The 21,548-nt window shown below is 63.8% G+C and carries 29 protein-coding genes; 21 read left to right on the forward strand and 8 right to left on the reverse strand.

The genetic code is table 11. The features are described 5' to 3' along the window. The first annotated feature begins 314 nt into the window (after positions 1–314). The 14 genes from HG549_RS26210 to recX all read left to right on the forward strand — a co-directional run bounded on the left by HG549_RS26210 (position 315) and on the right by recX (position 10,968). Positions 315–920, forward strand: a complete 606-nt coding sequence (locus HG549_RS26210; protein ID WP_372241562.1) for a glycine-rich domain-containing protein — start codon at positions 315–317, stop codon at positions 918–920. 5 nt (positions 921–925) lie between these two features. Then, positions 926–1,324 carry a phage tail assembly chaperone gene (locus tag HG549_RS06115; RefSeq protein WP_170028680.1) on the forward strand — a complete coding sequence of 133 codons (399 nt, stop codon included), beginning with the start codon at positions 926–928 and terminating at the stop codon, positions 1,322–1,324. 82 nt (positions 1,325–1,406) lie between these two features. After that, positions 1,407–2,573, forward strand: a complete 1,167-nt coding sequence (locus HG549_RS06120) for a phage tail sheath family protein (RefSeq protein ID WP_170028681.1) — start codon at positions 1,407–1,409, stop codon at positions 2,571–2,573. Positions 2,574–2,586: 13 nt separating this feature from the next. Further along, positions 2,587–3,096: a phage major tail tube protein gene (locus tag HG549_RS06125; protein ID WP_170028682.1), complete on the forward strand. Its 510-nt coding sequence runs from the start codon at positions 2,587–2,589 to the stop codon at positions 3,094–3,096. 10 nt (positions 3,097–3,106) lie between these two features. Further along, complete coding sequence (locus HG549_RS06130) at positions 3,107–3,409, forward strand: phage tail assembly protein (RefSeq protein WP_170028683.1); 303 nt, start codon at positions 3,107–3,109, stop codon at positions 3,407–3,409. A 125-nt stretch (positions 3,410–3,534) separates the two neighbouring features. After that, entirely contained in the window at positions 3,535–5,601 is a 2,067-nt protein-coding gene (locus tag HG549_RS06135) for a hypothetical protein (RefSeq protein ID WP_170028684.1), read from the forward strand. A gap of 9 nt (positions 5,602–5,610) precedes the next feature. Continuing rightward, on the forward strand, positions 5,611–6,456 hold the full coding sequence (locus HG549_RS06140) for a phage tail protein (RefSeq protein ID WP_170028685.1): 846 nt from the start codon (positions 5,611–5,613) through the stop codon (positions 6,454–6,456). Further along, on the forward strand, positions 6,431–6,637 hold the full coding sequence (locus HG549_RS06145) for a tail protein X (protein ID WP_170028686.1): 207 nt from the start codon (positions 6,431–6,433) through the stop codon (positions 6,635–6,637). Before HG549_RS06140 ends, HG549_RS06145 begins: the two co-directional genes overlap by 26 nt. A gap of 4 nt (positions 6,638–6,641) precedes the next feature. Further along, complete coding sequence (locus tag HG549_RS06150; protein ID WP_170028687.1) at positions 6,642–7,676, forward strand: phage late control D family protein; 1,035 nt, start codon at positions 6,642–6,644, stop codon at positions 7,674–7,676. Positions 7,677–7,703: 27 nt separating this feature from the next. Further along, positions 7,704–8,252, forward strand: coding sequence for a glycoside hydrolase family 19 protein (locus HG549_RS06155; RefSeq protein WP_170028688.1), 549 nt, complete (start codon positions 7,704–7,706; stop codon positions 8,250–8,252). Continuing rightward, positions 8,246–8,734 carry a lysis system i-spanin subunit Rz gene (locus HG549_RS06160; protein ID WP_256666070.1) on the forward strand — a complete coding sequence of 163 codons (489 nt, stop codon included), beginning with the start codon at positions 8,246–8,248 and terminating at the stop codon, positions 8,732–8,734. The genes HG549_RS06155 and HG549_RS06160 overlap by 7 nt, the downstream gene beginning before the upstream one ends. Before the next feature lie 91 nt (positions 8,735–8,825). Further along, positions 8,826–9,308, forward strand: a complete 483-nt coding sequence (locus HG549_RS06165; RefSeq protein ID WP_170028689.1) for a CinA family protein — start codon at positions 8,826–8,828, stop codon at positions 9,306–9,308. Between the two features lie 103 nt (positions 9,309–9,411). Continuing rightward, the gene (gene recA, locus HG549_RS06170) at positions 9,412–10,479 is read left to right on the forward strand and encodes a recombinase RecA (RefSeq protein WP_170028690.1); all 1,068 of its coding nucleotides are present in this window, start codon (positions 9,412–9,414) and stop codon (positions 10,477–10,479) included. An 18-nt stretch (positions 10,480–10,497) separates the two neighbouring features. Next, positions 10,498–10,968: a recombination regulator RecX gene (recX, locus tag HG549_RS06175; protein WP_170028691.1), complete on the forward strand. Its 471-nt coding sequence runs from the start codon at positions 10,498–10,500 to the stop codon at positions 10,966–10,968. A gap of 120 nt (positions 10,969–11,088) precedes the next feature. Here the strand turns inward: recX and HG549_RS06180 are convergent, their stop codons facing one another. Then, a complete protein-coding gene (locus HG549_RS06180; RefSeq protein WP_170028692.1) occupies positions 11,089–12,207 on the reverse strand; it encodes an LOG family protein in 1,119 nt (372 codons plus the stop codon). Between the two features lie 160 nt (positions 12,208–12,367). Here HG549_RS06180 and HG549_RS06185 point away from each other — a divergent pair, with 160 nt between their 5' ends. Then, positions 12,368–12,577: a hypothetical protein gene (locus HG549_RS06185; protein ID WP_170028693.1), complete on the forward strand. Its 210-nt coding sequence runs from the start codon at positions 12,368–12,370 to the stop codon at positions 12,575–12,577. 16 nt (positions 12,578–12,593) lie between these two features. On the opposite strand, the gene HG549_RS06190 is transcribed toward HG549_RS06185, so the two are convergent. Next, the gene (locus HG549_RS06190; RefSeq protein WP_170028694.1) at positions 12,594–13,013 is read right to left on the reverse strand and encodes a quorum-sensing-regulated virulence factor family protein; all 420 of its coding nucleotides are present in this window, start codon (positions 13,011–13,013) and stop codon (positions 12,594–12,596) included. Positions 13,014–13,232: 219 nt separating this feature from the next. On the opposite strand from HG549_RS06190, the gene HG549_RS06195 reads away from it, so the two are divergent. The 3 genes from HG549_RS06195 to HG549_RS06205 all read left to right on the forward strand — a co-directional run bounded on the left by HG549_RS06195 (position 13,233) and on the right by HG549_RS06205 (position 15,110). After that, positions 13,233–13,943 (forward strand): tRNA-uridine aminocarboxypropyltransferase, encoded by a 711-nt coding sequence (locus tag HG549_RS06195; RefSeq protein ID WP_170028695.1) that lies wholly within the window; start codon positions 13,233–13,235, stop codon positions 13,941–13,943. Between the two features lie 77 nt (positions 13,944–14,020). Continuing rightward, on the forward strand, positions 14,021–14,671 hold the full coding sequence (gene erdR, locus HG549_RS06200; RefSeq protein ID WP_016715442.1) for a response regulator transcription factor ErdR: 651 nt from the start codon (positions 14,021–14,023) through the stop codon (positions 14,669–14,671). Between the two features lie 73 nt (positions 14,672–14,744). Further along, on the forward strand, positions 14,745–15,110 hold the full coding sequence (locus HG549_RS06205) for a diacylglycerol kinase (RefSeq protein ID WP_004375479.1): 366 nt from the start codon (positions 14,745–14,747) through the stop codon (positions 15,108–15,110). Here HG549_RS06205 and finR read toward each other — a convergent pair. Further along, positions 15,107–16,033, reverse strand: coding sequence for a LysR family transcriptional regulator FinR (gene finR, locus HG549_RS06210; protein WP_170028696.1), 927 nt, complete (start codon positions 16,031–16,033; stop codon positions 15,107–15,109). The two genes, HG549_RS06205 and finR, sit on opposite strands and share 4 nt — an antisense overlap. A 120-nt stretch (positions 16,034–16,153) precedes the next feature. On the opposite strand from finR, the gene fpr reads away from it, so the two are divergent. Further along, entirely contained in the window at positions 16,154–16,933 is a 780-nt protein-coding gene (fpr, locus tag HG549_RS06215) for a ferredoxin-NADP reductase (protein ID WP_023381933.1), read from the forward strand. An 87-nt stretch (positions 16,934–17,020) separates the two neighbouring features. Here the strand turns inward: fpr and HG549_RS06220 are convergent, their stop codons facing one another. Both HG549_RS06220 and HG549_RS06225 read right to left on the reverse strand, forming a co-directional pair. Beyond that, positions 17,021–17,515: a SprT family zinc-dependent metalloprotease gene (locus HG549_RS06220; RefSeq protein WP_170028697.1), complete on the reverse strand. Its 495-nt coding sequence runs from the start codon at positions 17,513–17,515 to the stop codon at positions 17,021–17,023. Positions 17,516–17,640: 125 nt separating this feature from the next. Further along, positions 17,641–18,240, reverse strand: coding sequence for a Yip1 family protein (locus tag HG549_RS06225; protein ID WP_003252385.1), 600 nt, complete (start codon positions 18,238–18,240; stop codon positions 17,641–17,643). 262 nt (positions 18,241–18,502) lie between these two features. Here HG549_RS06225 and ttcA point away from each other — a divergent pair, with 262 nt between their 5' ends. Together ttcA and HG549_RS06235 are read left to right on the forward strand one after the other, a co-directional pair. After that, positions 18,503–19,327 (forward strand): tRNA 2-thiocytidine(32) synthetase TtcA, encoded by an 825-nt coding sequence (gene ttcA / locus HG549_RS06230; RefSeq protein WP_170028698.1) that lies wholly within the window; start codon positions 18,503–18,505, stop codon positions 19,325–19,327. A gap of 4 nt (positions 19,328–19,331) precedes the next feature. Then, positions 19,332–20,003 carry a DNA-3-methyladenine glycosylase I gene (locus tag HG549_RS06235; protein ID WP_170028699.1) on the forward strand — a complete coding sequence of 224 codons (672 nt, stop codon included), beginning with the start codon at positions 19,332–19,334 and terminating at the stop codon, positions 20,001–20,003. Between the two features lie 113 nt (positions 20,004–20,116). Here the strand turns inward: HG549_RS06235 and HG549_RS06240 are convergent, their stop codons facing one another. Genes HG549_RS06240 through arsC form a run of 3 tightly spaced genes read right to left on the reverse strand, consistent with a single transcriptional unit; the run spans position 20,117 to position 21,478 of the window. Further along, positions 20,117–20,530 (reverse strand): DUF2069 domain-containing protein, encoded by a 414-nt coding sequence (locus HG549_RS06240; RefSeq protein ID WP_170028700.1) that lies wholly within the window; start codon positions 20,528–20,530, stop codon positions 20,117–20,119. Then, a complete protein-coding gene (gene wrbA / locus HG549_RS06245; protein WP_170028701.1) occupies positions 20,523–21,128 on the reverse strand; it encodes an NAD(P)H:quinone oxidoreductase in 606 nt (201 codons plus the stop codon). Before wrbA ends, HG549_RS06240 begins: the two co-directional genes overlap by 8 nt. After that, positions 21,125–21,478, reverse strand: a complete 354-nt coding sequence (gene arsC / locus HG549_RS06250) for an arsenate reductase (glutaredoxin) (RefSeq protein WP_170028702.1) — start codon at positions 21,476–21,478, stop codon at positions 21,125–21,127. The genes wrbA and arsC overlap by 4 nt, the downstream gene beginning before the upstream one ends. Between the last annotated feature and the right edge of the window lie 70 nt (positions 21,479–21,548).

Below are 21,548 nucleotides of genomic sequence, written 5' to 3' on the forward strand. Positions count from 1 at the left end.
AAGCTAATGCTATCGACGACACGGCAGGCGCCATGCTGACGGTAGGGGCATTCGGGCTTGGAGCGGCGACTGCAGATACACCGCTTATTACGGATTTCAGCCTCGATCTGCGGCCAGGGTTTTATCGGGCCTTCACTTCGGGTAGCCCTCAGGCATCCATTGGCTGCCCGCCGGACACCGGGAACACATCAATGTCAGTCCTTGTGGGCGGTGGCTACATTACGAGCGGATATAAGACGTTCCTTGCCATTCTCAACGCTTACGCGGCCACCCGGGTTTTTGTTGGTGTAAAAGTAACGGCAGGTGAGCAGCCGATGTGGACTGAAATCACCCAGGTTTCGCAGCTGCCATTCCGTGGGGTGCAAAGCTACAAAACGGCGGGGGTATCCACTTGGACGGTCCCCGCGGGAGTAAGAAAGGTTTGGGTGACCGTAACGGGTGCTGGGGGCGGTGGTGGTTGCTCGGACCCTGCAACTAACCTTGGCTCGGCTGGGGGCGGCGGTGGCGGCATATCGCAGCGACTGGTTGACTTGACCGGAGTCACGAGCGTTTCGGTAACAGTGGGAGCTGGGGGGGCGGGTGCAACAGCCATCAGCACCGCCGGAGGCTCCGGGGGAACGTCATCCTTTGGTGCTTATCTGTCCGCAACGGGAGGTGTAGGCGGTGGTGGCAACAGCACGGTTGGCAACGCCCCGGGCAATAGCGGGCGAGGCAACGGCGGCGATTACAATTCTGCCCTGGGCGTCGGGGCTCCAAATTACGGAATGAACGGTGGCTCGGGCGGCGGGCCAGGTCCGCGCGCTACACAAAGTGCCGTAGCGGGCAATATGGCGCTCGATTCGGGCGGTGGGGGCTCGGGTGCGTACCCTGGCCAACCTGGCGGCAGTGGCGCCGCTGGCTGCGTGATTATTCAGTGGTGATAACTATGTGGGCACGTTTAGAAAATGGCGTAGTAGTAGAAACGACGGATATTGACCCAGAGGGGCGCTATCACCCCGACCTTAAATGGCGCGCCTGTTCCGCCCAAGTTCAACTTGGCTGGCTGTACGCTGATGGCGTATTTGCTGAAAAGGTCGAAAGCGAGGAAGAGAGCCGCCAAGCTGAGAGGCAAAGGCGCGACGTTGAGCTGGCGGCTCGGCAATGGCTGCGTGAGCGTCACCGCGACGAACAAGACCTGGGACGGCCTACCACGCTCAGTAATGAGCAGTTCACCGAGCTGCTTGTCTACCTTCAGTCGCTGCGCGACTGGCCTCAGTACGAAGCCTTCCCAGACTCCCGGCAGCGACCGACGGCCCCAAAATGGATTGACCTGTACACCCAATAACGCCCCGCACCGACGGGGCGTTTTCTTTTCCGCTGTACCACTTGGCCCTGCTTTGCGGGGCCTTTTCATATCTGGAGTAAACATGGCTGGATTCTTCCACGGCGTCACCGTAACAAACGTCGACACCGGTGCCCGCAGCATCGCGCTGCCTTCTTCCTCGATCATCGGCCTGGTCGACACCTTCACCGAGGGCGCCGACGCCACGGCCAAGGCCAACGACCTGGTGCTGATCACCAGCGAGCGTGAAGCGGTCGCCGCGTTCGGCGAAAACGCCGCCATCACCAAGGCCTGCCGCGCCATCTACACCCGCGCCAAGGCGGTCATCGTCGCCTGCGGCGTGGCCAAGCTGGACGATGCAGCGGAGCAGACCGCCGCGATCATCGGCGCGGTGCAGGCCGACGGCAAACGCACCGGCCTGCAGGCGCTGCTGGACGGCAAGAGCCGTTTCAACGCCCAGCCACGCCTGCTGGCAGCGCCGCGCCACAGCGCCACCCAGGCGGTGGGCACGGCACTGGTGGCCCTGGCCGACAAGCTGCGCGGCATCGCCATCATCGACGGCCCCAACAGCACCGACCAGGCGGCCATCGACTACGCGAAGAACTTCGGCGCCAAACGCGCCTTCCTGGTCGACCCGGGCGTGCAGTACTGGGATAACGGCGAGCAAGCCACCGTCGATGCACCCGGTTCGGCCTGGGTCGCCGGCCTGTTCGCCTGGACCGACCGCGAATACGGGTTCTGGGCCTCGCCCTCGAACAAGGAGTTCGTCGGCATCACCGGTACCACCCGCCCGGTGGAGTTCCTCGATGGCGATGACAGCTGCCGCGCCAACCTGCTGAACAACGCCAACATCGCCACCATCATCCGCGACGACGGCTTCCGCCTGTGGGGCAACCGTACTCTGTCGAGCGACCCGAAATGGGCGTTCGTCACCCGCGTACGGACCATGGACATCGTCATGGACGCGATCCTCTACGGCCACAAGTGGGCCGTCGACCGCGCCATCACCGCCACCTACGTCAAGGACGTCACCGAGGGCCTGCAGGCCTTCATGCGCGACCTGAAGAACCAGGGCGCGATCATCAACTTCGAGGTCTTCGCCGACCCGGAGCTCAACACCGCCAGCCAGCTCGAGCAGGGCAAGGTGTACTGGAACATCCGCTTCACCGATGTGCCACCTGCCGAAAACCCCAATTTCCGCGTCGAAGTCACCAACCAGTGGCTGACCGAAGTCCTCGATTCCGCCGCTTAAGGAGCGCATCCACATGGCAATGATTCCCGAAACCCTGGCCAACCTGAACCTGTTCGTCGATGGCGTCAGCTTCCAGGGCGATGTACCCAGCCTGACCCTGCCCAAACTCACCCTGAAGATGGAAGAGCACCGCCCTGGCGGCATGGACATGCCGGTCGAGATGGACCTGGGCATGGAGAAGCAGGAGGCGGCGTTCACCACCACCGGCGTGCGCCGCGAAGCGCTGAAGTTCTTCGGCCTGGCCGACGGCAGCGGCTTCAACGGCACGTTCCGCGGCGCCTTCAAGGGCCTCAAGGGCAAGATCAACCCGGTAGTGGTCACCCTGCGTGGCACGCTCAAGGAAATCGACATGGGCGACTGGAAGTCCGGTGACAAGGCCGAGATCAAGCACAGCGTCGGCCTGACCTACTACAAACTCGAAGTCGATGGCCGCCTGGTCTACGAGATCGACGCGCTGGGCATGAAGCGTGTGATCGATGGCGTTGACCAACTGGCCGCCCAGCGCGCCGCGCTTGGCTTGTAAGGAGATGACCATGGCTCACGTGAACAAGCAGCCCCAATGGCTGACCCTGAGCGCCGACCGCGTCACCGTGCGCCTGTCACGCCCCAGCGAAGCCAATGGCGTCCAGGTCGACAGCCTGTCGCTGCGGGCGCCGACCGTGCGTGATATCCGCAATGCCCAGGCTGGCGGCGTGGACGATGACGAGCAGCGCGAACTGAACCTGTTCGCGTCGCTGGCCGAAGTCGGCATCAAGGACCTCGAAGGCCTCACCCTGAAGGACTATAGCCGCTTGCAGAGCGGTTATTTTCGCCTGGTGCAGGACGACGAGCTTTGACCCGGCCCGGCAAAAGGCCGCCGCCCTGCGGCTGGCCAAGGAGCTGAATTTTTCCGCGAGCGAAATCATGACCATGTCGTACAGCGACATGGTCTGGTGGCTCGCCCCGTGACAAGGAGGAACCTATGGCGAACACACAGCTGTTCTCGCTCGGGCTCGGCGTCACCGCCATCAACCCCTTGGGCCAGGCCATCGAGCTGCTGCGCCGGGATGTCGAACGCCTGCGCAGGCAGGCTGACGGCACCCGGCTTGGCCGGCTCGTCGGCGAAGTGATCCGGCTGGGGTTGGAGCTCGGCAAGCTACGCCAGGTCGAGCGCCAGCTGGCGCTGGACCAGGCACAGCAAGACCAACAGGCGATCGCCGGGCTGCTGGATGAAGCCGATGCCGTTGAGCGTTTGCGCCGGCATTACCTGATGCTGGACCGGGTGATTGCCGGGCTGGCGCAGCTCAAGCCGCTGCCGGGGCAGATGACGGTCAATGTCTTTCAACAATGGCACTCGGTGGTGCAGGGGCAAGGCGCAGCCGCACCAGGCAAGGCGCCAGTGCCTGCGCCGGCCTCCAGGCAGGCTCCCGGCGCGGATGCCGGTGACGACACGGGCAACCTTGTCCGGGGCCTTGCGATGGTCGCTGGCGGTAGCGGGGCTGCTATCGCTGGCGTCGTGCGCAAACTGCCCCCGGAAAGACAGCGCGCGATACGCCAGCGTGTTGCCAAGGAGTGGCAGGACAACCGTGTCGAAACCTTCGGCAAGGTCGCCAAGGCGGTCATCACCGCCGAGGATGGCGAAGAAAGGGCACGTGGCGTCGGCGCTGCCGTCGGTGAAATCGGCGGTCGCATGCTGGGCGCCATGGCACCCCTGCTGTTCAAAGGTAAAGGCAAAGCGCTGGGCAAAGCCTCGAGCAGCGGCATGAGCAGGGGACGTCGCCAGCGCAGGCGTCAGAGCAAGCGCAAGGCTGAACTCAAGGCGCAAAAAGACCCGGCCCGCAAGCAGGCGGCTGGAAACGCAGCAGAGAAAACGCAGGAGGAGGCCGCGCAGGAGCAATGGGCCAAATTCGGCGGCCAGGTGGGCGAGGCTGCGGGAGGGGAGGCCGGCGGTGCGCTGTTCAACTGGATCACGCAGGAGGAAAAGCCAGCGCCGCAAAGCAGCGAGGTGCCTGTGCTGGAGAAGGCGCAAGCCATTGCCCAGGGCGTCTCTTCCCTACCTTCGCTCGGCACAGGCAAACAGCTGCCATTGGCAGGAACACTGTTCAAGCGCGTGCCACTGACGGCAGTGCTGGATACCTCGTTGCAGGTGGCCGACATCTACCAGAGTGACGGCACTGCCGCGGAAAAGCTGCAAGGCTATGGCGAGGTTTTCGGCGGCTTGGGTGGCAACCTGGCCGGCACCTCGGCCGGGTGGCTCGGTGGCGCGGCAGCAGGTGCCATGCTTGGCTCGGTGGTACCGGGTGTCGGAACCGTGATCGGCGGCGCGGTCGGCGGCCTGCTGGGCAGCCTGGGTGGCGGTTATCTGGGCGGCATCGGCGGTGAATGGGTCGGGGGCGCGTTGGGCAAGGCCGTGGCAGCCGTCGTCGGCTCCGATGCGCCAGCGGCGAGCCAGGATATTGCCGCTTCCCCGGAACAACCAAGCCGCTTGCAGAAAGGCGTCAGCACACCTGCACCGTTGCCTGCCACTGCGACAGCGCAGTTGGTTGGCAGCTTGGCCGGTTCATCGGCCGGTGGGCTCGGTGGTGCGGCAGCCGGTGCGATGATCGGCTCGGTGGTACCGGGTATCGGAACCGTGATCGGCGCCGCGGTCGGTGGCCTGCTGGGCAGCCTGGGTGGCAGTTACCTGGGTGGCATGGGCGCCAAGCTCATTGGCGACGCGTCGGGCAAGGCCGGGCAAGCTGTCGCCGGCTCGGCTATGCCGCAGGCGAACCAGGAGGTTGCCGGTTTCCCCGAGCAGGCGACCCGATTGTCGAAAAACGTCGGCCCGCCCACGCCGTCGCCTGCTGTTTCGATACCGCCGTCCCCGGCTATGGCTCCACCCGCCATCAACCAGCAATTCACCTTCACCGCCAATATGCCGGTGACCTTGCACAACAGCTTCGATGACCCGACCACCCTGCAACAACTGGAAACCATCGCTCGGCGCGTGCTCGACGACCTGATGCGTCAGGCGCGCGCGGTGCAGATGGTCGATCAACCACAGCCATGAGGAGCACCCATGACCTACCTGGAACAGTTGCAAGGCGGCTTGCATGCACTGGTCAAGGCGGGCGAGGCGGGGCGTCGGCGTGCCGACGCCATGCTCGACCCGATGAACCAGGCGGTCGGCCATGCCAGGGAGGCAGCCGCCGAGCTCGAAGCCCTGCCATGGATCGGCCCGCAAATCGGCAAACGCCTGCAGCGCACCCTGCGCGCCATCGACGCGGCCAGGCAGCGCGTCGACAAGGTGATTGCCAAGTACGACCAGGCCCTCGATGTGGTGCGCAAGGTGCGCGCCCGCGTCGAGGCCTTCACCGAGCACCTGGGCAAGGCCGGCGCGGCTGTGCGGCGGGTGATCGGGGATGTGCGCTCGGTCGCCAGCGGCGTGTTGTCGACCTTCGGCTTCGCCCCGGATGCAACGCCGACGGCGCAAGCGATCAAGCCGTTCCCGCACCTGCTGGTACTGCAGCCGCTGCAGGCCAACAGCGCGCCGTATTACTTCAACCTCGACACCGCCGCCTTCGACCAACTGCGCCGGCAAACGCGCTTTCGCTGGGCCGGGCAAGAGCGCCTGGGCCGCGAGCATGCCCAGCAGGCGGTGAGCCAGGGTGAAGAGAGCATCACCATCCGTGGCGCGATCTACCCGGGCTTCAAGGGCGGGCTGGGCCAGCTGCAGGCCCTGCGTGGCATCGGCCGCCAGCTGCTGCCGCTGTCGTTGACCACCGGCTATGGCGAAGTGCTCGGCACCTGGTGCCTGACCCGCATCGAGGAAGAGCAGGGCACCTTGCTGGCTGGCGGCATTCCACGCAAACAAGGTTTCTCACTGGAGTTCGTCAGTTATGGACAAGACCTGCAAAACGTCTGAGGGTGACCTGCTCGACACCCTCTGCCAGCAGTATTACGGGCATCTCGATGGCAGCGTCGAAGCGGTGTTGCAAGCCAACCAGGGCTTGGCCGATGAGGCGCAGCCATTTCGCAGCGGCGTGACGTTCCGCTTGCCGGCACTGGCGCTGGCAGCGGCTGACGTCGTGCAGCTGTGGAGCTGATGCCATGCAGCCACAATTTCGCATCCAGGCCGATGGCAAGGACATTACTGCACTGATCAACGATCGCCTGTTGCTGCTGCGCACCACCGACAAACCGGGCATGGAAGCGGATGACTTCGAGCTGCGCATCGATGCCCGGGACGGGACCGTGGCCGTGCCGGCTCGCGGTGCACTGATCGAGCTGCATCTGGGTTACGCCGGCCAACCGCTGACCCGGCTGGGGCGCTACACCGTCGATGAAGTCGAGGTGTCCGGCCCGCCCGATACCTTGGTGATTCGCGGCAAGGCCAGCGACCTGCGCGGCAGTGGCCGGAGCGTCCGCAGCGGCAGCTGGGAGGCCGTGCCCTTGCAGCGCATCGTCGCCGAAATCGGCGCGCGCAATGGCTGGCAGGCAATCTGCCCGGTGCTCACACAGGTACCTCGGGTCGACCAGGTCAACGAATCGGACTTCAACTTCATCACCCGCCTGGCGCGCCAATACGACAGCACTGCCAAACTTGCCAATGGCCAACTGCTGGTATTGCCACGCCAGGGCGGGCAGAGCGCCAGCGGGACGCCCCTGGGCGTGGTCGGCATTACCCGTGGCGAGGTCAGCCAGTGGCACTTTCGCCTTGACGACAAGGCCGCGCGCAAGGCCGTGCGTACCCGCCATTTCGACGCAGCCAGTGGCGAGGCCAGGACCATCGAGCTGGGCAACGATGACGCCGCCGGGGGGCAGCGGCCGGTGCATACCGACCGCCATCTCTACCCCAACCGCGCTGCCGCCGAGCAGGCAGCCAGGGCCCGCCTGGCCAGCTTCAACCGCGCTACCGCCCAGGTGCGCCTGGACATGCCGGGGCGTACCGACCTGTTCGCCGAACGCAGCATCGACCTGCACGGTTTTGTCGATGGCCTCGACGGGCAATACCAGATCGACTCGGTGGAGCAGGTGTTCACCAGCTCGGGCTGGCGCACCACCGTGCAGGGCAATGCTGGCAAGGCGGGCAAGGTACAGGCCAAGGGCGCGGCACCGCGTCGTCAGGCCGCGATCAAGGCTTGAGCAGCGATACAGGGAGAAAAGTCATCCATGCTCACTGAAACACAATTGCTACAGATCTTGCCGAACGCCCGCCCGGTAGCGGGCGTTTTTCTTTCGGCACTGAACCTCAGCCTGCCGCGCTGGGAAATCGACAACCCCAAGCGCGTGGCGGCGTTCATCGCCCAGGTTGGCCATGAGTCCGGGCAGTTCCGGTATGTGAAGGAACTCGGCAACGACCAATACCTGGCGCGCTACGACACTGGCAGCCTGGCCTTGCGCCTGGGCAATACGCCACAGGCCGATGGCGATGGCCAGCGGTACTGTGGGCGCGGCCTGATCCAGGTGACCGGGCGCAACAATTACCAGGCCTGCAGCCGCGCGTTGTTCGGCGACGAGCGCTTGCTGGCGCAGCCGCAACTGCTCGAACAGCCACGCTGGGCCTGTGAGTCGGCGGCGTGGTTCTGGCATTCGCGTGGGCTCAATGCCCTGGCAGACCGCGGCGAGTTCAACCGCATCACGCGTCATATCAATGGTGGGCTCAATGGCCTGGAGGACCGGCTCAAGCTCTGGGCGCGGGCGCGCGAGGTGTTGTGTTGAGCCGGTGGCAGCTGGCGCTCGCTGGCTGCCTGCTGATGCTGTCCATGGCCCTGGCCTGGCAGGTTCAGGGCTGGCGCTATGGCCGGCAGCTGGCGCAACTGGCGCAAGCCCAGGCGCAAGCCGAGGCTGCCCGGCTGCTGGCCGAACGTGAACGGCGTCAGCTGCTCGAACGACGCCTGGAAGAAAGTGAAACCCGTCATTTCAAGGAACTTGCCGATGTCCAGCAGTCTCAGGCTCGCCTGCGTGATCGTCTTGCTACTGCCGATCTGCGCCTGTCGGTCCTGGTCGAACGCGACACCCTCCCTGGCGCAGTGCCCGCCACCACCACCAGCGCCACCCGCCTGGATCATGCAACCGTACGTGCCGGACTTGAGCCGGCGCATGCTCGACGAATTGTCGCCATCACCGATGAAGGCGACCGGGGGTTGATTGCGTTACGGGCTTGCCAGGCTTACGTGCGGGAGGTGCGTGGCGGGCCTTGAGGCAGGCCCGGACGCATCTGGCGCCTGCGAGCCATGCACGCGACAGGCGCAAAAATGTTACGTTGTCTGCATGCCCTTCAAGGAACCCGACATGGACCCGATCACCGTCCTCGCCAGCCGTCTCGGCGAACATCTGCGCCGCTTCAACGCCCAGGTCAGCACTGCTGAATCGTGCACCGGCGGTGGTATCGCCGAAGCCATCACCCGGGTCCCTGGCAGCTCTGCCTGGTTCGAGGCCGGCTACGTGACCTATTCCAATGCCCAGAAAACCCGTCAGTTGAACGTGCCGGCGGCGTTGTTCGCCGAGGTTGGCGCAGTCAGCCAGGAGGTGGTCGAGGCCATGGCCCGTGGTGCCCAGGCCGCCAGTGGTGCGCGCTTCGCCGTGGCAGTCAGTGGCGTGGCCGGGCCCGACGGCGGGTCGCCGGCCAAACCGGTGGGCACCGTGTGGCTGGCCTGGGCCGATGGCAACCATGTAACCAGCGAACGCCGGCACTTCGAGGGCGACCGCGAAGCCGTGCGCCGACAGACGGTGATCGCCGCGTTAGACGGCTTGTTACAGCTTGGTGCCGAGTAAATCGACAACAGGGGTTTGCTCGCGCGCTTGCCTGTGGAATAATACTGGCTACTTATACAGGTATTCCGGCCGTCAGGGCCAAGTCGAACACGTGAGGATTTCAATGGACGACAACAAGAAGCGCGCCTTGGCTGCGGCCCTGGGTCAAATCGAACGCCAATTCGGCAAGGGTGCGGTCATGCGCATGGGCGACCATGAGCGCCAGGCGATCCCTGCCATCTCCACCGGCTCCCTGGGCCTGGACATCGCCCTCGGTATCGGCGGCCTGCCGAAAGGCCGTATCGTCGAAATCTACGGCCCGGAGTCGTCGGGTAAGACCACGCTGACCCTGTCGGTCATCGCCGAAGCCCAGAAGAACGGCGCCACCTGTGCCTTCGTCGACGCCGAACACGCGCTCGACCCGGAATATGCCGGCAAGCTGGGTGTCAATGTCGATGACCTGCTGGTTTCCCAGCCGGACACCGGCGAACAGGCGCTGGAAATCACCGACATGCTGGTGCGCTCCAATGCCGTTGACGTGATCATCGTCGACTCCGTGGCCGCCCTGGTACCCAAGGCCGAGATCGAAGGCGAGATGGGTGACATGCACGTGGGTCTGCAGGCTCGCCTGATGTCCCAGGCGCTGCGCAAGATCACCGGTAACATCAAGAACGCCAACTGCCTGGTCATCTTCATCAACCAGATCCGTATGAAGATCGGCGTGATGTTCGGCAGCCCGGAAACCACCACTGGTGGTAACGCCCTGAAGTTCTACGCCTCGGTGCGTCTGGACATCCGTCGTACCGGTGCAGTCAAGGAAGGCGACGAGGTGGTCGGCAGCGAAACCCGCGTCAAGATCGTCAAGAACAAGGTGTCGCCACCGTTCCGTCAGGCCGAGTTCCAGATCCTCTACGGCAAGGGCATCTACCGCAATGGCGAGATCATCGACCTGGGTGTGGCCCAGGGGCTGGTCGAGAAGTCCGGTGCCTGGTATGCCTACCAGGGCAACAAAATCGGTCAAGGCAAGGCAAATGCTGCCAAGTACCTGGCTGAGAACCCGGCCATCGGCGCCGAGATCGAGAAGCAGATCCGCGAGAAGCTGCTGACCGCTGGTGCTGTTGCGGCCGCCGGGAAGGCTGCTGCGGCCGAAGCTGATGCCGATGACATGGCCGACGCTGACGCCGGTTATTGATTGCACGGATAGCCGAACATGTCCGCCGAACTCGACACCCCCGTCGCTATCCGGCGGACAGCCATGGACTTGCTCGCGCGACGTGAGCACGGTCGCGTCGAGCTGACGCGCAAATTGCGTCAGCGCGGCGCTTCGGATGAGCTGATCGAGCCCGAGCTTGATCGGCTTGCCGAAGAAGGGCTGCTCAGCGAAGCCCGCTATCTCGAAAGCTTCATCCGTTATCGTTCCGGCTCCGGCTATGGCCCTGCGCGAATTCGCGAGGAGCTGAGCCAGCGCGGTTTGGCGCGGGCGGACATCGAGCAGGCGCTGCGCGACAGCGGGGTAGAGTGGAGCGAGCGCATGCGTGAGGTGTGGCAGCGCAAGTTTGCCGGCCAGCGTCCCCACGACCCGCGTAGCCGTGCCCAGCAGACCCGGTTTCTTGCTTACCGGGGTTTCCCGATGGACATGATCGGCCGCCTGCTCAGTGGGCGCGATCTCGACGACTACTAAATGCAACACCAGGCCGCTCCTGCAGGAATGGCGCCGGCCATAGGGCTTGCGCCGTTCCTGTAGGAGCGGCCTTGTGTCGCGACAGGGGGGCAGGGCGCCCCAAAGGCTAGCAACACGGTATCAACTGGCTTTCAACGCCTCCCGGGCCCGCTGTGTGGTATGCATGGGTTGCGGCTTGGCCCAGTTCTCCGGCAGGTTGATAAAGTCCACCAGTTCGCGCAGGCGACCCTGATCGCGGCCATTGAAGGCAAATGACAAACGGGTCAGGTGGCTGAAATTGCCCACTTCGTGCTCGGCACTGCTGTCAGGCTGCTGGTGGTATTTGCCGCTCAGGCGCAAGTCGGCGAAGCCTTCCTGGATGTCATACAGCGCGGCTTCGCTGAGCGGATGGTGCATGCGGATCACGAACTGGCTCTTCAACCAGCGGCTGGAGTGGTAGTTGCTGTAGAACTGGTTGATTTCCTCCACCGCCTCGTCGGCGCTGTGCACCAGGCGTAACAGCTTCAGGTCGCTGGGCAGGATGTAGCGGTTTTCTTCCAGCTGGCGGCTGACGAAGTCCAGGCAGTCGCGCCAGAAGCTGCCACCCGGTGAGTCCAGCAGTACCACTGGCACCAATGGGCTTTTGCCGGTCTGGATCAGGGTCAGCACTTCCAGCGCTTCATCCAGGGTGCCGAAACCGCCTGGGCACAGCACCAGGGCATCGGCTTCCTTGACGAAGAACAGTTTGCGGATGAAGAAAAAGTGGAACGGCAACAACTTGTCGGTGCCGTCCACCGTGGGGTTGGCGTGTTGCTCGAAGGGCAGGGTGATATTGAAGCCAAGGCTGTGATCGCTGCCAGCGCCTTCGTGGGCTGCCGCCATGATGCCGCCGCCGGCGCCAGTGATGACCATCAGGTCGGAGCGCGCCAACGTCGCGCCCAGTTCGCGGGCCAAGGCGTACATCGGGTGTTCCAGTGGGGTGCGTGCCGAGCCGAACACGGTTACCTTGCGCCGGTCCTTGTAGCGTTCCAGGGCGCGAAACGAGTGGTCCAGTTCCCGCAGGGCCTGCAGCGTGATCTTGGCACTCCAGCGGTCGGTGTCGTCATGGGCCATGCGCAGGATGGTCAGCATCATGTCGCGGTACAGCGGTAGGTTGGGGCTGTCCGGTGCCACCAGTTGCAATTGTGCGTCGATGTTGCTCAGGTCGATGTTGTTGTCGCGGAAGTGACTGAACAGCAGTTCATTCGATTGGTAAGGCATGCAACGTCTCCTTCTGCACCAATACCTCTGACCTCAATCTAGACCCTTGCGATCGATCGTGCCGGGGTGTTTGATGCGCCCGCCCGTCGGCACGCAGCCACTGGCGATGCGGGTTTGGTTAACTGGTAGAGCGAAACGTGTCGATGCAGGAGGTGGCGGTATGCATCGCTTGATCATCGAGGTGGACCGGCAGCTGTATCAGCGGCTGGAAAAGGCGGCCCAGGTACACCACCTGAGCCTGGAGGCCGAGTGCCGACGCAGGCTGTCGGGGCTGGAGTGCCAGTCGCAGTATTTGCAGGCGCTGCTGGCAGAAATGCGCGCCGATGCCGCTGAAGGCCATTGGCGCGTCCGTGAAGACGAAAAGGCGTAGCGATTGCAGCTTATCGCTACTTCTTCTTGTTGCCAGCCACACAGCTGGCATTGTCGAAGGCCTGGTCCATGATCGGCTGGTTGGTCTTGTAGACCGTGAAGCGGTAGACCATGACCGCGCCTTTGGACATCAGGTTGCGGAAACCGGTGTTGCGGCACACGCTGTCACCCAGCTGGCTACGAACCTGTTCCGGGTTGGCCTGCATGCGCTCGGCGTGGCTCTGGCGCACGCTCAGGTGGTTGATCAGCGCCTTGCCTTCCACGGTGTAACCCTGGTCGAGGATGTCCTCGTTGATGGCCCGCGGGGTACCGACACTGCTCTCCTTGGCCACCTTCTGCAGCATGTTGTTCAAGTCGTAATCCTGCTTGGAGGCAGCCTGGGCGGCCAGGGGCAGGGCGAGCATCAGGCTCAGGACGGGGGCGATACGGCGCAGCATGAATCTCTCCTGGTTCGATGACTGGCGCTTTGACATGCGCGGGTCGACGGCGTTCCATGAATATCGCGAAGGTGCGAGGTCAGGGCACGGTAAGACGCCGATTATAAGGACCGCCTTGCCAGCTGCACAGCAATTGCCCCCTGTTCTGGTAGACTGGCGGCCTTGTTTTTACCGAGCAACCCTTGTGTCCATTCCCAACCTGTCCAGAGGCCTGCCGGCATGAGCCATGCGGTAGCGCGTCTGCGTGCCGAACGCCTGGCGCGCAGCAACAAGCCCTTCATCGCCCGTGGCTCGCGTGCCGAACGTTGCCCGGATTGCCGGGTCATCGCCAGCCATTGCCTGTGCGCCTGGAAGCCACGGGTGCAGGCTGAATCCGGCGTGTGCCTGCTGATGCATGACACCGAACCGCTGAAACCCACCAATACCGGATGGCTGATCGCCGACCTGATCGAAGACACCTCCGCCTTCGGCTGGCTGCGCACTTCGGTCGACGAACGCTTGCTGGCCCTGTTGGACGACCCGCGCTGGCAGCCCTATATCGTCTTTCCTGGCGAATTCGTTGCCCAGCAGCGGGTAGTCAGCGAGGTAGTGCGTGAGCCGGGCAAGCGCCCGTTGTTCATCCTGCTGGATGCCACCTGGACCGAAGCCCGCAAGATGTTCCGCAAAAGCCCGTATCTTGATCGCTTCCCGGTGTTGAGCCTGGCCGCCGAGCAGATGTCCCGCTACCGCCTGCGCCGCTCGCGGCGCGATGATCACTTCTGCACGGCGGAAGTGGCTGCCATGTGCCTCGACCTGGCCGGCGATAGCCAGGCCTCGCAGGCGCTGGACGCCTACCTGGACGTGTTCAGCCTGCATTACCTCAGTGGCAAGCGGCGCCTGCCGCTGGACGAGCAGGACGACACCCATCAGCGTTTGCATACCTTCCTATAGTCCAAGGGGCACAACCCCTGCTTTGGTTCATAATGAGCCTACCCGAGTGCCCGACACAGAACAGGATCCCTAGATCGATGGCCACTTATGAAATCCTGATTGCCGATGACCACCCGCTGTTCCGTGGTGCCCTGCGCCAGGCCGTTACCCTCGGCTTGGGCCCGGATGTGCGCCTGGTGGAGGTTGCCAGCATCGCCGAACTGGAAACCCGCCTGAGCGAAAAAGCCGACTGGGACCTGGTGCTGCTGGACCTGAACATGCCGGGTGCCTACGGTTTTTCCGGGCTGGTGCTGCTGCGTGGGCAATACCCGCAGATCCCGGTGGTGATGGTGTCGGCGCAGGAAGAGGCCGCCGTGGTGGTCAAGTCCCGCGAGTTTGGTGCCAGCGGCTTCATCCCCAAGTCGAGCACCCTGGAAGTGATCCAGGATGCGGTACGCAAGGTGCTCGACGGCGAAGTCTGGTGGCCGCCGCAGGCGTTCGAAAAGGTTGACGTCTCGGCCGAGGCCAAGGCCGCCAGCGAAGGCCTGGCCAGCCTCACGCCGCAGCAGTTCCGCGTGCTGACCATGGTCTGCGAAGGCTTGCTGAACAAGCAGATCGCCTATGAGCTGAATGTGTCGGAAGCAACCATCAAGGCCCACGTGACCGCAATCTTCCGCAAGCTTGGCGTGCGCACCCGCACCCAGGCCGCGTTGTTGCTGCAACAACTTGAATCGGTTGCCAGCAACTGACTGCGCATCGATTCACGCTTTTTTGACCCTTGCCGCTCTAGGCTGCTGGCCTTTCGGTTGTGAAGTGACTCACATGACATCGCCATTCAAGGGCCAGACCGGCCTCAAACGCATCTTCAACGCCGCTGGCTACTCGCTGGACGGCCTGCGCGCCGCCTTCAAGGGCGAGGCCGCGTTCCGTCAGCTGGTGCTGCTCAACGTGCTGCTGGTGCCGATAGCCTTCTGGCTGCCGGTCAGCCGTGCGGAGCGGGCGATCATGATTGCCGTATGCCTGTTGGGCTTGATCGTCGAGTTGTTCAACTCGGCAGTCGAGGCGGCCATCGACCGCATTTCGCTGGAGCGCCACCCGCTGTCGAAAAACGCCAAGGACATGGGCAGCGCCGCACAACTGGTGGCACTGACCATGGTGGCGCTGGTGTGGGGCGTGATCCTGCTTTAAGCGATCGGCGGCAGCACGATTTCGTCACTGCGGGTAAAGCCCGCGGTGAAGTTGCGGCACAGTTGGAGAAATTCGCGCATGGCCGAAGTCTGGTACTTCTGTTTGTGCCAGATGAAGTAGAACTGGCGGCTCAGGTCCAGCTCTGGGGTCTCCACCGCAACCAGGCTGCCGCGGCGGAAGGCGTCACGCAGGGCCAGGCGGGAAATGCAGCCGATACCCAGGCCTGACTCCACCGCGCGCTTGATGGCTTCGGTGTGCTCCAGTTCCAGGCGAATGTTGAGGCTGGTGCGCTGGTGGCGCATCGCCTGGTCGAAGGTCAAGCGCGTGCCGGAGCCTTGTTCGCGAAGGATCCAGGCCTCCTGGGACAAGGTCTGCACATCGGCGCGGCCCAGTTTGGCCAGCGGATGCTGCGGCGCGCAGAACACCACCAGTTCGTCCTCGACCCAGGGCTGAACTTCCAAATCGGGGTGGTTGCAGTCGCCTTCGATCAGACCTAGATCAATTTCGTAGTGCGCAACCTGTTGCACGATATGTGCGGTGTTCTGCACATGCAGCTTCACCTGGCTCTCCGGGTGCACCTGCATGAAGCTGCCGATCAGCAAGGTGGCCAGGTAGTTGCCGATGGTCAGCGTGGCGCCGACCGCCAGCGAGCCGAAACCGGACTTGCCATTGAGCAGGTCTTCGATTTCCTTGGCCTGGTCGAGCAGGGCGACGGCCTGCGGCAACAGTTGCTGGCCCAAGGCATTGAGGCTCAGGCGCTTGCCGGCGCGGTCGAACAGCTGGCAGCTGGACTGGCGCTCAAGTTCGGTGATCGAGGTGCTCGCGGCCGATTGCGACAACGCCAGCACGCTGGCGGCCCGGGAGACGCTCTGGTGCTGCGCCACGGCAACGAAGACCTGCAGTTGACGAAGTGTGAATCGCATATCGATATAACCGATAACACATATCTTGATAATCCAGTTAACAGATATTGTCGCTGCCCCTAAACTATCGCGCAACTGCGCGTATGCGCGCGCCGCGTCTTTCTTCAGGAGCCCCATTCGATGAGCAACATGAACCACGAACGTGTCCTCAGTGTGCACCACTGGAACGACACCCTGTTCAGCTTCAAGTGCACCCGCGACCCGGGCCTGCGCTTCGAGAACGGTCAGTTCGTGATGATTGGCCTGCAGCAGGACAACGGTCGTCCGCTCATGCGCGCCTATTCCATCGCTTCGCCGAACTGGGAAGAGCACCTGGAGTTCTTCAGCATCAAGGTGCCGGATGGCCCGCTGACCTCGCAGCTGCAGCACCTGAAGGAAGGCGACGAGATCATCATCAGCAAGAAGCCCACCGGCACCCTGGTCCTCGACGACCTGAACCCCGGCAAGCACCTGTACCTGCTGAGCACCGGCACTGGCCTGGCGCCGTTCATGAGCGTCATCCAGGACCCGGAAACCTACGAGCGCTTCGAGAAAGTGATCCTGGTGCACGGCGTGCGCTACGTGAACGAAGTGGCCTACCGCGAGTTCATCACCGAGCACCTGCCGCAGAACGAGTTCTTCGGTGAGGCGGTACGCGACAAGCTGATCTACTACCCGACCGTGACCCGTGAGCCGTTCGAGAACCAGGGGCGCCTGACCGACCTGATGCGCAGCGGCAAGCTGTTCAGCGACATCGGCCTGCCACCGATCAACCCGCAGGACGACCGCGCGATGATCTGCGGCAGCCCGAGCATGCTCGACGAGACCAGCGAAGTGCTGGACAGCTTCGGCCTGAAGATCTCCCCGCGCATGCGCGAGCCGGGTGATTACCTGATCGAGCGTGCCTTCGTCGAGAAGTAAGGCGTAGCCAGGTACAAAGAAGGCGACCGATGGGTCGCCTTTCTTCTGCCTGGAATTCCTGTGCGTGCTGCTCCGGCGCTGTCCACCCTATTCGACGCGCGTCTCGCCGCTGTACACCAGTATTCCCCGACACTGCTTGCACAGGTAGCGTCGCCCCTGGCGCACCAGCTTGTGCCGCTGCGCGGTGAACGGGAAATCGCTTTGCGGGCACGGGCAGCGGTAGATATAGCGGGTAGCCACGCGGCGCTGCACTTCATAGTTGTGGCAACGGTTGGGCGGCAATTCATACACGCCACGCATGATCAGCTGCCACTCCTCGCCATGGGCCTGGATGCGGTCACCGAACAGCTGGTGGGCCACCAGGTGTGCCACTTCATGGGCCACGGTCTGGCGCAGGAAGTCTTCCTGGTTCTCCCGATACAGTTGCAGGTTGAAGCGCAGCAGGTTTTCGTGCAGGTGGGCGACCCCGGCTTTTTGCCCGCGCAGCTTGAAGCTGACTTCCGGGCGCGGGAAGGTACGTTTGAAGAAGGTTTCGGCTTGCTGGTAACAGGTTTCGACGCGTTGTTTGAGCAGCTCGGGCATGGCGGGATGGTTCTCCTGGCCGAGCATTATGCCGCAACCCCGGGCAGCCTGCCGAGCCACCGGTCAGCGCACAGCCAGAGGCCGCCTTGCGGCGGCCCCTGGCGATGCCCAGTGTTGGTCAAGTTCTAGTTGGTGTACACGGGCCCCACGCCCAGGCCCCAGATGATGACCGTGGCCGCCATGATGGCCACCAGCACCACAAGGCCCACCGCCAGCACCGAACTGGAGAACAGGAAGCCCTCGTCGGACGGTATGTTCATGAACGTGGGCAAACCCACATACAACAGATACACCGTGTAGCAGATGGCTGCGGTGCCGATCAGCATGCCCAGCCACAGGTGCGGATACAGCGCCGCCAGGCCACCGATGAACAACGGCGTGGCGGTGTAGGTGGCAAAGGCGATGCACTGTGCCATGGATGGGTTGGCATCGTAGGTGCGGGCCATCCAGTGGATGAATGCACCCATTACCGCCACCCCGGCGAGCATTGCCAGGTACGACATGATGCTCATCCAGATGGCGCTTTCCATGGTCAGCATCACCGCCGGTCGATCACCGATCACCCAGCCGACCTGGGTGGTACCGATGAACGCCGAAACGGCGGGGATCGCAGCCAGGATCAGGGTGTGCGTCAGGTACATGTGGCTGATGGTTTCTTCTTCGCCACGAATCTCCCGCCATTCCTGGTCGGGATGGGTAAACAGCCCCACAACGTGATGAATCATGCCGATCACTCCTCTCAATGTTGCCAGACGCCCCCCAGATGGAGCGCAGCGGCCCCAGGCCCGAACACCGAAGCAAGCGGTAATGTGGCCCTATTTCGCAGTATAGGAAGCCGTTACCCACATAAATCGTGCTTTTTAGAGCAAATCGCGCTGTAGGGGTGGCTGCTGATTACCTTGAAGTCTTTATCGGGAATGCCTACAGCCCGGTCGCGTTTGTGCGTAAAATAGCCGGCTTTTGTCACACCTCGCGGATCCAAGCGCTATGGGCACCCTCTCGGTCAACCAGAACAAACTGCAAAAACGCCTGCGTCGTCTCGCCGGCGAAGCCATCACTGACTACAACATGATCGAGGATGGCGACAAGGTCATGGTCTGCCTGTCCGGCGGCAAGGACAGCTACACCATGCTCGACGTTCTGTTGCACCTGCAGAAGGTGGCACCGATCAAGTTCGAGATCGTCGCGGTGAACATGGACCAGAAGCAGCCGGGCTTCCCCGAGCATGTGCTGCCGGCCTACCTCAAGGCGCTGGGCGTCGAGTACCACATCGTCGAGAAGGACACCTACTCGGTGGTCAAGGAGCTGGTACCCGAGGGCAAGACCACCTGTTCGCTGTGCTCGCGCCTGCGCCGTGGCACCCTGTACACCTTCGCCGACGAAATCGGCGCGACCAAGATGGCGCTGGGGCACCATCGCGACGACATCGTCGAAACCTTCTTCCTCAACATGTTCTTCAACGGCGCGCTCAAGGGCATGCCGCCGAAGCTGCGTGCCGACGATGGCCGCAACGTGGTGATCCGCCCGCTGGCCTACTGCAGCGAGAAGGACATCCAGGCCTATTCGGACATGAAGGAATTCCCGATCATCCCGTGCAACCTGTGCGGCTCGCAGGAAAACCTGCAACGCCAGGTGGTCAAGGACATGCTGGTGGAGTGGGAGCGCAAGCACCCGGGCCGTACCGAGAGCATCTTCCGCGCCCTGCAGAACGTGGCACCGTCGCAGCTGGCCGACCGCAACCTGTTCGACTTCACCAGCCTGAAGATCGACGAAAACGCCACGCCGCGTTTCCTTGACGTGCTGAACATCTGAGCCCATGCGCGATTACCAGTGGCTGCACGCGTACTGCCTGAACCGCTTCGGCTCGGCCCAGGCCCTGGAGGCCTTCCTGCCGCAGCCGCGCACGCCGGCGCAACTGCGCGACATCAGCGACGACCGCTACCTGTCGACCCTGGCCCTGCGCGTGTTCCGCGCCGGGCTCAAGCACAGCCTGGTGGATGCCAAGTGGCCGGCATTCGAACAGGTGTTCTTCGGCTTCGACCCGGAGAAGGTGGTGCTGATGGGCGCCGAACACCTGGAGCGGCTGATGCAGGACGAGCGCATCATTCGCCACCTGGGCAAGCTCAAGAGCGTGCCGCGCAATGCACAGCTGGTGCTGGATATCGCCAAGGCGCACGGCAGCTTTGGCGCGTTCATCGCCGACTGGCCGGTGACCGATATCGTCGGGCTGTGGAAGTACCTGGCCAAGCACGGCAACCAGTTGGGCGGGTTATCGGCGCCGCGCTTCCTGCGCATGGTCGGCAAGGATACCTTCATCCCTACCGATGACATGGCGGCGGCATTGATTGCGCAGAAGGTGATCGACAAGCCGCCGACCAGCCAGCGTGACCTGGCCCTGGTGCAGCAGGCGTTCAACCAGTGGCAGGCCGAGAGTGGCCGGCCGCTGTGTCAGTTGTCGGTGATGCTGGCGCATACCGTCAATCATTGAGATCCCGGGGCTGCTTTGCAGCCCTTCGCGACACAATGCCGCTCCTGCAGGAACAGGCGATCCCCTGTAGGGGCGGCCTTGTGTTGCCAAAGGGCTGCAAAGCAGCCCTGAAATCAGCCGCCTTCGCCCGCCAGGCGCCGCTCATGCTGGAACTTCCAGCGCACATACAGCAACGCGGCGATGAACAGCCCCAGGCTCACCAGCACCTCGAGCCAGCCAAACACCGCTCGCGCCGGGTCGAACGCCGCCAGCACGCCCTTGATGAAGTAAATGTTCACCACGAAGCAGGTCCAGGCATGCGCCCGGGCGCTGCCTGCCAGCATGCCCGGCAGCAACAGCAGCAGCGGCACCAGTTCGATCGCCAGAATGACCTCGACCCGGGCCCCATGCAGGTTGGCGAACCCCAGGATGTTCACCAGCAGCAGGACGATCAGGCCGAAGAACAACGCCAGGCTCAATGCCCGCGTCAGGCGCAGGCGCGGGGCCAGCCACTCCAGCGCTGGCAATACCTTGGGCTTTCTAGCCACGTGCGGCCTCCAGGGCCTTGGCGGTGCTCGCCAGGCGTTGGCCAAGGGCGCGGCACAGGGCGATCTCGTGGGCGTCCAGTTCGCGCTTGCCATCGGCCCCGGCATGGTGGCTGGCGCCATACGGCGTGCCCCCACCGCGGGTCTCGAGCAATGCCGACTCGCTGTATGGCAGGCCCATGACCAGCATGCCGTGGTGCATCAGCGGCAGCATCATCGACAGCAGGGTGGTTTCCTGGCCACCATGCAGGCTGGCGGTGGAGGTGAACACGCCCGCCGGCTTGCCGACCAGCTCACCGCCCAGCCACAGGCTGCTGGTGCCATCCAGGAAGTACTTGAGCGGCGCCGCCATGTTGCCGAAGCGGGTCGGGCTACCCAGTACCAGCCCGGCGCAGTGGCGCAGGTCGTCCAGGGTGGCGTACAGCGCGCCACTGGGCGGAATGTCCGGGGCTACCGCTTCGCATTCGGTGGAAATCGCCGGCACCGTGCGCAGGCGAGCCTCCAGGCCGGCCAGCTCGATGCCGCGGGCGATGTGCCTGGCCATCTCGCTGGTCGAGCCGTGGCGGCTGTAATACAGCACCAGGATATAGGGCGTGGTCACGGCAGGATCTCCAGCACTTTCTCCGGCGGGCGGCCGACCACGGCCTTGTCACCGGCGATCAGGATCGGCCGCTCGATCAGCTTGGGATGGCGGGCCATGGCCTCGATCAGCTGCGCATCGGTCAGCCCCGGGTCGGCCAGGTTCAGCTCCTTGTATTCGTCTTCGCCGGTACGCAGCAACTGGCGCGGGCCGATGCCCAGCTTGCCGAGCAAGGCCGCGAGGGTGGCCGCGTCAGGCGGGGTCTCGAGGTAGCGCACGATGGTCGGTGCCAGGCCGCGGGCTTCGAGCAGTTCCAGCGCGCCGCGGGATTTCGAGCAGCGCGGGTTATGATAGAGCGTCAGGTCGGTCATGTCGGGTCGCATCCAGCAGGGTGTGGCGGCTATTCTAACCGCAGCGACTGACACATTTGCTTGAAAACTC

Origin of the sequence: Pseudomonas sp. SK, from assembly GCF_012975065.1 — a bacterium.
Taxonomy (GTDB): Bacteria; Pseudomonadota; Gammaproteobacteria; order Pseudomonadales; family Pseudomonadaceae; genus Aquipseudomonas; species Aquipseudomonas anuradhapurensis.

Excerpts from the sequence above, each read along its gene's own strand:
- erdR (WP_016715442.1), top strand. The coding sequence starts at position 14,021 with ATGGCCACTTATGAAATCCTGATTGCCGATGACCACCCGCTGTTCCGT.
- HG549_RS26210 (WP_372241562.1), top strand. The coding sequence starts at position 315 with ATGTGGACTGAAATCACCCAGGTTTCGCAGCTGCCATTCCGTGGGGTG.
- HG549_RS06155 (WP_170028688.1), top strand. The coding sequence starts at position 7,704 with ATGCTCACTGAAACACAATTGCTACAGATCTTGCCGAACGCCCGCCCG.
- ttcA (WP_170028698.1), top strand. The coding sequence starts at position 18,503 with ATGGGCACCCTCTCGGTCAACCAGAACAAACTGCAAAAACGCCTGCGT.
- arsC (WP_170028702.1), bottom strand. The coding sequence starts at position 21,478 with ATGACCGACCTGACGCTCTATCATAACCCGCGCTGCTCGAAATCCCGC.
- HG549_RS06140 (WP_170028685.1), top strand. The coding sequence starts at position 5,611 with ATGACCTACCTGGAACAGTTGCAAGGCGGCTTGCATGCACTGGTCAAG.
- HG549_RS06195 (WP_170028695.1), top strand. The coding sequence starts at position 13,233 with ATGAGCCATGCGGTAGCGCGTCTGCGTGCCGAACGCCTGGCGCGCAGC.
- HG549_RS06185 (WP_170028693.1), top strand. The coding sequence starts at position 12,368 with ATGCATCGCTTGATCATCGAGGTGGACCGGCAGCTGTATCAGCGGCTG.
- HG549_RS06190 (WP_170028694.1), bottom strand. The coding sequence starts at position 13,013 with ATGCTGCGCCGTATCGCCCCCGTCCTGAGCCTGATGCTCGCCCTGCCC.
- HG549_RS06150 (WP_170028687.1), top strand. The coding sequence starts at position 6,642 with ATGCAGCCACAATTTCGCATCCAGGCCGATGGCAAGGACATTACTGCA.
- HG549_RS06180 (WP_170028692.1), bottom strand. The coding sequence starts at position 12,207 with ATGCCTTACCAATCGAATGAACTGCTGTTCAGTCACTTCCGCGACAAC.
- HG549_RS06130 (WP_170028683.1), top strand. The coding sequence starts at position 3,107 with ATGGCTCACGTGAACAAGCAGCCCCAATGGCTGACCCTGAGCGCCGAC.
- finR (WP_170028696.1), bottom strand. The coding sequence starts at position 16,033 with ATGCGATTCACACTTCGTCAACTGCAGGTCTTCGTTGCCGTGGCGCAG.
- recX (WP_170028691.1), top strand. The coding sequence starts at position 10,498 with ATGTCCGCCGAACTCGACACCCCCGTCGCTATCCGGCGGACAGCCATG.
- HG549_RS06135 (WP_170028684.1), top strand. The coding sequence starts at position 3,535 with ATGGCGAACACACAGCTGTTCTCGCTCGGGCTCGGCGTCACCGCCATC.
- fpr (WP_023381933.1), top strand. The coding sequence starts at position 16,154 with ATGAGCAACATGAACCACGAACGTGTCCTCAGTGTGCACCACTGGAAC.
- HG549_RS06120 (WP_170028681.1), top strand. The coding sequence starts at position 1,407 with ATGGCTGGATTCTTCCACGGCGTCACCGTAACAAACGTCGACACCGGT.
- HG549_RS06125 (WP_170028682.1), top strand. The coding sequence starts at position 2,587 with ATGGCAATGATTCCCGAAACCCTGGCCAACCTGAACCTGTTCGTCGAT.
- HG549_RS06165 (WP_170028689.1), top strand. The coding sequence starts at position 8,826 with ATGGACCCGATCACCGTCCTCGCCAGCCGTCTCGGCGAACATCTGCGC.
- HG549_RS06225 (WP_003252385.1), bottom strand. The coding sequence starts at position 18,240 with ATGATTCATCACGTTGTGGGGCTGTTTACCCATCCCGACCAGGAATGG.
- HG549_RS06115 (WP_170028680.1), top strand. The coding sequence starts at position 926 with ATGTGGGCACGTTTAGAAAATGGCGTAGTAGTAGAAACGACGGATATT.
- HG549_RS06205 (WP_004375479.1), top strand. The coding sequence starts at position 14,745 with ATGACATCGCCATTCAAGGGCCAGACCGGCCTCAAACGCATCTTCAAC.
- HG549_RS06220 (WP_170028697.1), bottom strand. The coding sequence starts at position 17,515 with ATGCCCGAGCTGCTCAAACAACGCGTCGAAACCTGTTACCAGCAAGCC.
- HG549_RS06145 (WP_170028686.1), top strand. The coding sequence starts at position 6,431 with ATGGACAAGACCTGCAAAACGTCTGAGGGTGACCTGCTCGACACCCTC.
- recA (WP_170028690.1), top strand. The coding sequence starts at position 9,412 with ATGGACGACAACAAGAAGCGCGCCTTGGCTGCGGCCCTGGGTCAAATC.
- HG549_RS06235 (WP_170028699.1), top strand. The coding sequence starts at position 19,332 with ATGCGCGATTACCAGTGGCTGCACGCGTACTGCCTGAACCGCTTCGGC.